At 66.0% G+C, this 9,255-nt stretch carries 7 protein-coding genes and 2 pseudogenes; 7 read left to right on the forward strand and 2 right to left on the reverse strand.

Annotated features, from left to right (window positions below):
• The 3 genes and pseudogenes from FFS27_RS22425 to dnaQ all read left to right on the forward strand — a co-directional run.
• Positions 1-145, forward strand: a pseudogene (locus FFS27_RS22425) (SAM-dependent methyltransferase); the annotation flags it as partial.
• 2 nt (positions 146-147) lie between these two features.
• Positions 148-594 (forward strand): ribonuclease HI, encoded by a 447-nt coding sequence (gene rnhA, locus FFS27_RS22430; RefSeq protein WP_003087954.1) that lies wholly within the window; start codon positions 148-150, stop codon positions 592-594.
• A gap of 64 nt (positions 595-658) precedes the next feature.
• A complete protein-coding gene (dnaQ, locus tag FFS27_RS22435) occupies positions 659-1,399 on the forward strand; it encodes a DNA polymerase III subunit epsilon (RefSeq protein WP_003087958.1) in 741 nt (246 codons plus the stop codon).
• A 27-nt stretch (positions 1,400-1,426) separates the two neighbouring features.
• Here dnaQ and FFS27_RS22440 read toward each other — a convergent pair whose 3' ends face one another.
• Positions 1,427-1,816 carry a nuclear transport factor 2 family protein gene (locus FFS27_RS22440; protein ID WP_003132809.1) on the reverse strand — a complete coding sequence of 130 codons (390 nt, stop codon included), beginning with the start codon at positions 1,814-1,816 and terminating at the stop codon, positions 1,427-1,429.
• 193 nt (positions 1,817-2,009) lie between these two features.
• Here FFS27_RS22440 and ldcA point away from each other — a divergent pair, with 193 nt between their 5' ends.
• A complete protein-coding gene (gene ldcA / locus FFS27_RS22445; protein ID WP_003087961.1) occupies positions 2,010-4,265 on the forward strand; it encodes a lysine-specific pyridoxal 5'-phosphate-dependent carboxylase LdcA in 2,256 nt (751 codons plus the stop codon).
• Positions 4,266-4,288: 23 nt separating this feature from the next.
• Positions 4,289-5,644, forward strand: coding sequence for an amino acid permease (locus FFS27_RS22450; RefSeq protein ID WP_003087965.1), 1,356 nt, complete (start codon positions 4,289-4,291; stop codon positions 5,642-5,644).
• Here FFS27_RS22450 and nhaB read toward each other — a convergent pair.
• Entirely contained in the window at positions 5,628-7,130 is a 1,503-nt protein-coding gene (nhaB, locus tag FFS27_RS22455; RefSeq protein ID WP_003087967.1) for a sodium/proton antiporter NhaB, read from the reverse strand. The two genes, FFS27_RS22450 and nhaB, sit on opposite strands and share 17 nt — an antisense overlap.
• Positions 7,131-7,353: 223 nt before the next feature.
• On the opposite strand from nhaB, the gene FFS27_RS22460 reads away from it, so the two are divergent.
• Positions 7,354-8,166, forward strand: coding sequence for a crotonase/enoyl-CoA hydratase family protein (locus FFS27_RS22460; RefSeq protein ID WP_003087972.1), 813 nt, complete (start codon positions 7,354-7,356; stop codon positions 8,164-8,166).
• A 39-nt stretch (positions 8,167-8,205) separates the two neighbouring features.
• Positions 8,206-9,135: pseudogene (gene fimL / locus FFS27_RS22465) on the forward strand (type IV pilus/biofilm regulator FimL); the annotation flags it as partial.
• Between the last annotated feature and the right edge of the window lie 120 nt (positions 9,136-9,255).

The following is a 9,255-nucleotide window of genomic DNA, read 5'->3' on the forward strand; positions in this document are numbered from 1 at the left end:
GTCTTCGGGCGCCGGCTTCTATCTATTGGTGGCACGCAAGCTGGTCGTGGGGTTGCGCCCGTTGCGCCAGAGCAAGCGCGAACCGCGCGGTCAGCTGGTGCCCATGCCGGTGGCGAAAGTCAGCCGGCGAGATTCCGAAATTTAGGCATGACAGATAAAGAACAGGTAGTGATCTATACCGACGGCGCCTGCAAGGGCAACCCTGGGCGCGGCGGCTGGGGGGCGTTGCTCCTCTACAAGGGCGCCGAGCGAGAGCTTTGGGGCGGCGAGCCGGACACCACCAACAACCGCATGGAGCTGATGGCGGCGATCCAGGCGCTGGCGGCACTCAAGCGTTCCTGTCCGATCCGTCTGATCACCGACTCGGAATACGTGATGCGCGGCATCACCGAATGGTTGCCGAACTGGAAGAAGCGCGGCTGGAAGACCGCCAGCAAGCAGCCTGTCAAGAATGCCGACCTCTGGCAGGCCCTGGATGAACAGGTCGCCCGGCACCAGGTGGAGTGGCAGTGGGTCCGCGGGCATACCGGCGACCCCGGCAACGAGCGGGCCGACCAGTTGGCCAACCGTGGCGTCGCCGAATTGCCGCGCTGAGCGGCCACACCGAAACCAGCGTTCAGCAGCCACGGCTGCAGCGAAACAGAGAAAGGCTCTATAGATGCGTAGCGTCGTACTGGATACCGAAACCACCGGCATGCCGGTGACCGATGGTCACCGGATCATCGAGATCGGCTGTGTCGAGCTGGAGGGGCGCCGCCTGACCGGTCGCCACTTCCACGTCTACCTGCAACCCGATCGCGAGGTCGACGAAGGGGCGATCGCCGTCCACGGCATCACCAACGAATACCTGAAGGACAAGCCGCGCTTCCGCGAGGTCGCCAACGATTTCTTCGAGTTCATCCGCGGCGCCCAGCTGATCATCCATAACGCGGCGTTCGATATCGGCTTCATCAACAACGAGTTCGCCCTGCTGGGCCAGCAGGACCGCTCGGACGTGACCGAGTACTGCTCGGTGCTGGATACCCTGCTGATGGCCCGCGAGCGCCATCCGGGTCAGCGCAACAACCTCGATGCGTTGTGCAAGCGCTACGGCGTGGACAACTCCGGCCGCGACCTGCACGGCGCGTTGCTCGACGCCGAGATCCTCGCCGACGTCTACCTGGCGATGACCGGCGGCCAGACCAGCCTGTCGCTGGCCGGCAGCGGCGCGGAAGGCGACGGCAGCGGCCGGCCGATGGTCAGCCCGATCCGTCGGCTCGATCCGGCGCGGGTCGCCACCCCGGTGCTGCGCGCCAACGCCGAAGAGCTGGCTGCGCATGCGGCGCGGCTGGCGGTGATCGAGAAGTCGGCAGGTGGTCCGTCGCTCTGGGCGCAACTGGAAGCGCCGGTCGGCGAATAGCCTGCCCATGCACCACGGGCGCCGCGTTCAGCGTGTCGCCCGCTCCACCAGCAAGGTGTCGCAGAACTGCTCGAAACGGCGGATCCTGCCGTCCTCCACCGTCCATACGTGTGCCACGCGCGCTTCGAACGACTTGCCGCTGCGACGGTGGGTCGCTGCATATCGACCGACGGCGACCACGCTGTCGCCGCCGTCGATCAGGCGCTCGATCTCGACCCTGAAGCCCTCCCAGTCCCGCTGCAAGGCCTGGAACACACCGGCGCCGATGGCGGCCGCGCCGACATAGGTGCCGGCCAGCGGGAAACCGGCCATTTCCGTCCATTCGGTGCGTTCGTCCATGTCCGCCAGCATTCCGGCGAGGTCCCCACGGCTAGAGGCCGCATAGTGATCGCTGACGATCCGATAAGCGCTGCGCATCGTTGTCGCTCCGTAGCAGGGCAGAGAGGTCCATGCTCCTCGCTGGCGGGAGCGGAGGCAAGCGCGGCGCGCCGACTTGTGTTGCCGCGACCTTTTCTTACAAGGGCAAGCCGCCGGGGGTTACGCGCGTGCCGGCAAGTCTCTACCCTGAGCCGACCGGCGGGGTTCGCCCGCCTGCTGCTCGGGATCAACAATGTATAAAGACCTCAAATTTCCCGTCCTCATCGTCCATCGCGACATCAAGGCCGACACCGTTGCCGGCGAACGCGTGCGGGGCATCGCCCACGAACTGGAGCAGGACGGCTTCAGCATTCTCTCCACCGCCAGCTCCGCCGAGGGGCGCATCGTCGCTTCCACCCACCACGGCCTGGCCTGCATCCTGGTCGCCGCCGAAGGTGCCGGGGAAAACCAGCGCCTGCTGCAGGATGTGGTCGAACTGATCCGCGTGGCCCGCGTGCGGGCGCCGCAATTGCCGATCTTCGCCCTCGGCGAGCAGGTGACCATCGAGAACGCGCCGGCCGAGTCCATGGCCGACCTGCACCAGTTGCGCGGCATCCTCTACCTGTTCGAAGACACCGTGCCGTTCCTCGCCCGCCAGGTCGCCCGGGCGGCGCGCAACTACCTGGCCGGGCTGCTGCCGCCATTCTTCCGTGCGCTGGTCGAGCACACCGCGCAGTCCAACTATTCCTGGCATACGCCGGGCCACGGCGGCGGTGTCGCCTATCGCAAGAGTCCGGTGGGACAGGCGTTCCACCAGTTCTTCGGGGAGAACACGCTGCGTTCCGACCTGTCGGTCTCGGTCCCCGAGCTGGGCTCGCTGCTCGACCATACCGGCCCCCTGGCCGAGGCCGAGGACCGTGCCGCGCGCAATTTCGGCGCCGACCATACCTTCTTCGTGATCAATGGCACTTCCACCGCGAACAAGATCGTCTGGCACTCCATGGTCGGTCGCGAAGACCTGGTGCTGGTGGACCGCAACTGCCACAAGTCGATCCTCCACTCGATCATCATGACCGGGGCGATACCGCTCTACCTGACTCCGGAACGCAACGAACTGGGGATCATCGGGCCGATCCCGCTGAGCGAATTCAGCAAGGAGTCGATCGCCGCGAAGATCGCCGCCAGCCCGCTGGCGCGCGGCCGCGAGCCGAAGGTGAAGCTGGCGGTGGTGACCAACTCCACCTACGACGGCCTGTGCTACAACGCCGAGCTGATCAAGCAGACCCTCGGCGACAGCGTCGAGGTGTTGCACTTCGACGAGGCTTGGTACGCCTATGCCGCGTTCCACGAGTTCTACGACGGACGCTATGGCATGGGCACCTCGCGCAGCGAGGAGGGCCCCCTGGTGTTCGCCACCCACTCCACGCACAAGATGCTCGCCGCCTTCAGCCAGGCCTCGATGATCCACGTGCAGGATGGCGGGACCCGGAAGCTGGACGTGGCGCGCTTCAACGAAGCCTTCATGATGCACATCTCGACCTCGCCACAGTACGGCATCATCGCTTCGCTGGACGTGGCTTCGGCGATGATGGAAGGGCCCGCCGGGCGTTCGCTGATCCAGGAGACCTTCGACGAGGCCCTCAGCTTCCGCCGGGCCCTGGCCAACGTACGGCAGAACCTGGACCGGAACGACTGGTGGTTCGGCGTCTGGCAGCCGGAGCAGGTGGAGGGCACCGACCAGGTCGGCACCCATGACTGGGTGCTGGAGCCGAGCGCCGACTGGCACGGCTTCGGCGATATCGCCGAAGACTACGTGCTGCTCGATCCGATCAAGGTCACCCTGACCACCCCGGGCCTGAGCGCCGGCGGCAAGCTCAGCGAGCAGGGGATTCCGGCCGCCATCGTCAGCCGCTTCCTCTGGGAGCGCGGGCTGGTGGTGGAGAAAACCGGTCTCTACTCCTTCCTGGTGCTGTTCTCGATGGGCATCACCAAGGGCAAGTGGAGCACCCTGGTCACCGAACTGCTCGAATTCAAGCGCTGTTACGACGCCAACCTGCCGCTGCTCGACGTCTTGCCCTCCGTGGCCCAGGCCGGCGGCAAGCGCTACAACGGCGTGGGCCTGCGCGACCTCAGCGACGCCATGCACGCCAGCTACCGCGACAACGCCACGGCGAAGGCCATGAAGCGCATGTACACGGTGCTGCCGGAGGTCGCGATGCGGCCGTCCGAGGCCTACGACAAGCTGGTGCGCGGCGAGGTCGAGGCGGTACCGATCGCTCGGTTGGAAGGGCGCATCGCGGCCGTCATGCTGGTACCCTATCCGCCGGGTATCCCGCTGATCATGCCGGGTGAGCGCTTCACCGAGGCGACCCGCTCGATCCTCGACTATCTCGAGTTCGCGCGGACCTTCGAGCGCGCCTTCCCTGGTTTCGACTCCGATGTGCACGGCCTGCAGCATCAGGACGGACCGTCCGGGCGCTGCTATACCGTTGAATGCATAAAAGAATGAGGCCGACAGGCTAAGGGGTGTCGATGGCGGGGGGAGAGAAGGCCGGCAAGCGCGGCATGGGGTTCTGGACCTGCAGCGCGCTGGTGATCGGCAACATGGTCGGTTCGGGAGTCTTCCTGCTTCCCTCCAGCCTGGCGGCGTTCGGCGGGCTCAGCCTGTTCGGCTGGCTGGTGTCGAGCACCGGCGCGGTGCTGCTGGCGCTGACCTTCGCCCGCCTGGCGCGGGTCAACCCCGGCGCCGGCGGCCCCTACGCCTATACCCGCGACGGTTTCGGCAGCTTCGCCGGCTACCTGTGCGCCTGGACCTACTGGAAAGCCGCCTGGATCGGCAACGCGGCGATCGCCGTGACCCTGGTCGGCTACCTGCGGGTGTTCATCCCGGCGCTGGCGGATCCGCTGCTGATGGTCTGCGTGGCCATCGCCGCGATCTGGCTGTGCACCCTGATCAACCTGCGAGGCATCGGTACCTTCAGCGTGGTGCAGAACCTGCTGACCATCCTCAAGCTGCTGCCGTTGTTGCTGGTCGGTATCCTCGGCTGGTTCCACTTCAATCCCGAGCACCTGGCGATCCCGGCGCGCAGCGAGCTGCCGAACATGGGCTATGCCCAGGCGATCGCCACCACCGCGGCGCTGACCCTTTGGTCGTTCATCGGCCTGGAGTCGGCCACCGTGCCGGCCGACGACGTCGAGGACCCGCGCCGCACCATTCCCCGCGCGACCCTGTTCGGCACGCTGGCCGCGGCGGCCCTCTACATCCTCTCTATCACTGCGGTGCAGGGCCTGATGCCGCCGGAGGTGCTGGCCCGCTCCACCTCGCCGTTCGCCGACGCGGCACGGATCCTGATGGGCGACTGGGGCTACTACCTGGTGGCTGCCGGGGCGGTGATCGCCTGCCTGGGCGCGCTCAATGGCTGGGTCCTGTTGCAGGGCCAGATCCCGGTGGCTCCGGCGCGCGACGGGCTGTTCCCGGAGTCGCTCGGCCAGCTCAACAAGAACGGCGCGCCGGCCCACGGCCTGCTGGCCTCGGGGCTGCTGGTGACGGCGCTGGTGATGGTCGACGGGCATGGCGACCTGGTCGATGTGTTCAACGTGATCATCCTGCTCGGCACCATGACCGGGGTGGTCCCCTACGCGTTCTGCACCGCCGCGCTGTTGCAACTGCTGGCGGTGCGACCGGACGAGTTCTCGCCGCGTTCACGCCGGCAATTGCTGGTGATCGGCTCGCTGGGCTTCGCCTACTCGCTATGGGCGCTGTATGGCACCGGCCAGCAGGCGATCTTCTGGGGTTTCCTGGTGCTGATGGCCGGTATCCCGATGTACACCTGGCGGCAATGGCGCAACCAGGTCAACGGAGTGCCGACGCTCAAAGCCAATGACTGACCGCCCACCAGCCCAGGCCGCCCATCACCAGGGTGTAGGGTAGCGCCATCCAGACCATGCGGCCGTACGACAGGCGCACCAGCGGGGCGATGGAGGAGGTCAGCAGGAAGAGGAACGCCGCCTGGCCGTTGGGCGTCGCTACGCTGGGCAGGTTGGTGCCGGTATTGATCGCCACCGCCAGGGTATCGAAATGCTCGCGGCTCATGTGGCCGGCATCCAGCGCCTGTTTCACCTCGGTGATGTAGATGGTGGCGACGAATACGTTGTCGCTGATCGCCGAGAGCAGGCCGTTGGCGATGAACAGCATGCCCGGCTGGCGTTCCGCCGGCAGCGCCAGCACCGCCTGGATGATCGGGGTGAACAGGTGCTGCTGGTGGATCACCGCGACCACCGCGAAGAACACCACCAGCAGCGCAGTGAACGGCAGGGCTTCCTGGAAGGCGCGGCCGATCTGGTGTTCGTCGGTGACGCCGGTGAAGGCAGTGATCAGCACGATCACCAACAGGCCGATCAGGCCGACCTCGGCGACATGCAGGGCCAGCCCGACGATCAGTACCAGCGCCGCCAGGGCCTGCACCAGCAGCGCGGCCTTCTGCTGCGCTCCGCGTTTGCGGCTTTCGCTGGCGGCGTACTCGGCGAGCACCTGGCGCACCGCCGCCGGCAACTGGGCGCCATAGCCGAAGCGGCGGCTCTTCTCCAGCAGCACGCAGGTCAGCAGGCCGGCCGCCAGTACCGGCATGGATACCGGCGCGACCTGGCGGAAGAACTCGACGAAATGCCAGCCGGCCTCGTGGCCGATCAGCAGGTTCTGCGGTTCTCCCACCAGGGTGCAGACGCCGCCCAGTGCGGTGCCGACCGCCGCGTGCATGAGCAGGCTGCGGAGGAAGGCGCGGAATTCTTCGAGATGGGCCCGGTGCAGCTCCGGGACCTGGCGGTCGGTGGCGGGATCGTAGTCCTCGCTGGCGCGCTGCCCCGAAGCGACCCGGTGGTACACGGCGAAGAATGCCACCGCCACGCTGATCACCACGGCGGTCACGGTGAGGGCGTCGAGGAAGGCCGAGAGGAGGGCGGCCAGCAGGCAGAACAGGAGCGATAGCAGGGCCTTCGAGCGCACGCCGAGCAGCAGGCGGGAAAACAGCAGGAGCAGCAGGTCCTTCATGAAGTAGATGCCGGCGACCATGAACATCAGCAGCAGGAGCACCGGGAAGTTGTGCTGCAACTCCGCATAGAGCGCCTCGGGGGTAGCCAGGCCGAGCAACAGCGCCTCCAGCACCAGCAGGCCGCCCGGCTGCAGCGGATAGCATTTCAGCGCCATGGCCAGGGTGAAGATGAACTCGCCGACCAGCACCCAGGCGCTTGTCACCGGCCCGGCCAGCCATAGCAGCAGGGGATTGAGCAAGAGGAAGGCGAGCACCGTCAGCTTGTACCAGCGCGGCGAATGCCCGAGGAAGTTCTGTGCGAAAGCCTGGCTCAGGGGACTGCTCACGATGGACTCCACGGCAAGGAAAAGACTGAAAATGCCAGCAGGACTTTCGTTGGATCAAGCGTTTAGCGCAATCATCGAAGAGATTGCGGTATCAATGGGCGTGCCGTGCATCACATAGTGCAGCATCGACATTTGGCTCGCCCTTGTTATAGTTGCGGGATTTTCCGCACAACAAAAATCTCTGCGTTCTGACAGCGCAGTTGCTCTGCCGAGGACTATCGCCGTGACCGAGTACAACGCATTCCGTGTGGAGCTGGCAGACAAGATCGCCCACGTCCAGATCAACCGTCCGGACAAGATCAATGCCATGAACCAGGACTTCTGGCGCGAGATCATCGAGATCTTCCGCTGGGTCGACGATACCGACGAAGTGCGGGTGGTCGTGCTGTCCGGGGCGGGCAAGCATTTTTCCTCGGGGATCGACCTGATGCTGCTGGCCCAGGTCGGCAGCCAACTGGGCAAGGACGTCGGCCGCAACGCCGACGCCCTGCGTCGCAAGATCCTCGAGCTGCAGGCCTCGTTCAACGCGGTCGACAACTGCCGCAAGCCGGTGCTCGCGGCGATCCAGGGCTACTGCCTGGGCGGCGCCATCGACCTGGTCTCGGCCTGCGACATGCGCTACTCGACCGCCGACGCGCAGTTCTCGATCAAGGAGATCGACATCGGCATGGCCGCCGACGTCGGCACCCTGCAGCGCCTGCCGCGGATCATCGGCGATGGCATGATGCGCGAGCTGGCCTACACCGGGCGCATGGTCGACGGCGAAGAGGCACGGAGCATCGGCCTGGTCAATCGTACCTACGCGGACCAGGCCGCATTGATGGATGGGGTCTTCGAACTGGCGCGGCAGATCGCCGCGAAGTCGCCGATCGCCATCCGTGGTACCAAGGAAATGATCCGCTATATGCGCGACCACCGGGTCGACGACGGCCTCGAGTACGTCGCTACCTGGAACGCCGCCATGCTCCAGTCCGCCGACCTGCGGGTGGCGATGGCCGCGCATATGGCCAAGCAGAAGCCGGAATTCGCTGATTGATGCCGTTGTATATTCTTGCGCGGGAGGCGCACTAGGCCGATGGTCACAGGAGCCACGTCCCTCAGTCTGGTGCGCGACGAGTTGTTCGCCACCATGGAACAGGCCGAACAGGGTCTTGAGCAGTTCATTGCCGAGCGGCAGAACGGCAGCCTGCTGCAGCACGCCGTCGAATGCCTGCAACAGATCCGCGGCACCCTCAACCTGATCGAGCTGGCCGGCGCCGAGCTGCTGGCCCAGGAAGCCCTGCAGCTGGCGACCGACATTCCCACCGGCGTCAGCGAGGAGCGCGACGGCCAGTTGGCAGCCCTGGGCAACGCCCTGTACGTGCTGCGCCGCTACCTGGAGAACGTCGAGGCCAATCGCCAGGAGATCCCCGAGCTGCTCTTGCCGGCGATCAACGAAGTGCGCTGTGCCGCAGGGCAGCCGGCGCTGCCGGAAAGCTTCTTCTTCAGCGCCCGCCTGGATATCCCGCGGCCGCCGAGCACCGCCATCGACCACCTGCCTTCCGAAGCCGAACTAGGCGAGGAAAGCCGGCGGATGCGTCACATGTACCAGATCGGCCTGCTCGGCCTGATCCGCGAACAGAACCTCTATCCCAGCCTCAAGCTGATGGGCCGCGCGCTGGCGCGCCTCGACAGCCTGCACGGCGGGGTGGCCCGTTCGCGGCTGTGCTGGATCGGCGCCGCGGCGATCGAGTCGATCGTCGATGGCCAACTGTTGCCGCGCAAGTCGCGCAAGCAACTGTTCTCGCGCATCGACCGCGAGCTCAAGCAATTGCTGATCGGCCCGGCCTACGAGGCGCCGCGCCATCTGCTCAAGGAACTGCTCTACCTGGTGGCGCTGTCCGACGGCCAGGGCCCGCGTTCGCGCGAGGTCCGCGAACTGCATGGGCTGGCGCCGCTGCCGTTCACCGACCACCTGCTGGAAGAGGAATCGCAGCGCCTGTCCGGCCCCGGCCAGTCGGTGATGCTGTTCCTTATACACATCTGACGCTGCCGGCGAACCCTTACGTGTCGATTACGGTGGTCGCCGTCTCTATATAAAAAAACATATCAAACACCCGAATCAACTAGCTATGACCGAATCTCA

This window comes from Pseudomonas sp. 2VD (genome assembly GCF_005503585.1).
In the GTDB taxonomy this organism is placed as follows: Bacteria; Pseudomonadota; Gammaproteobacteria; order Pseudomonadales; family Pseudomonadaceae; genus Pseudomonas; species Pseudomonas aeruginosa.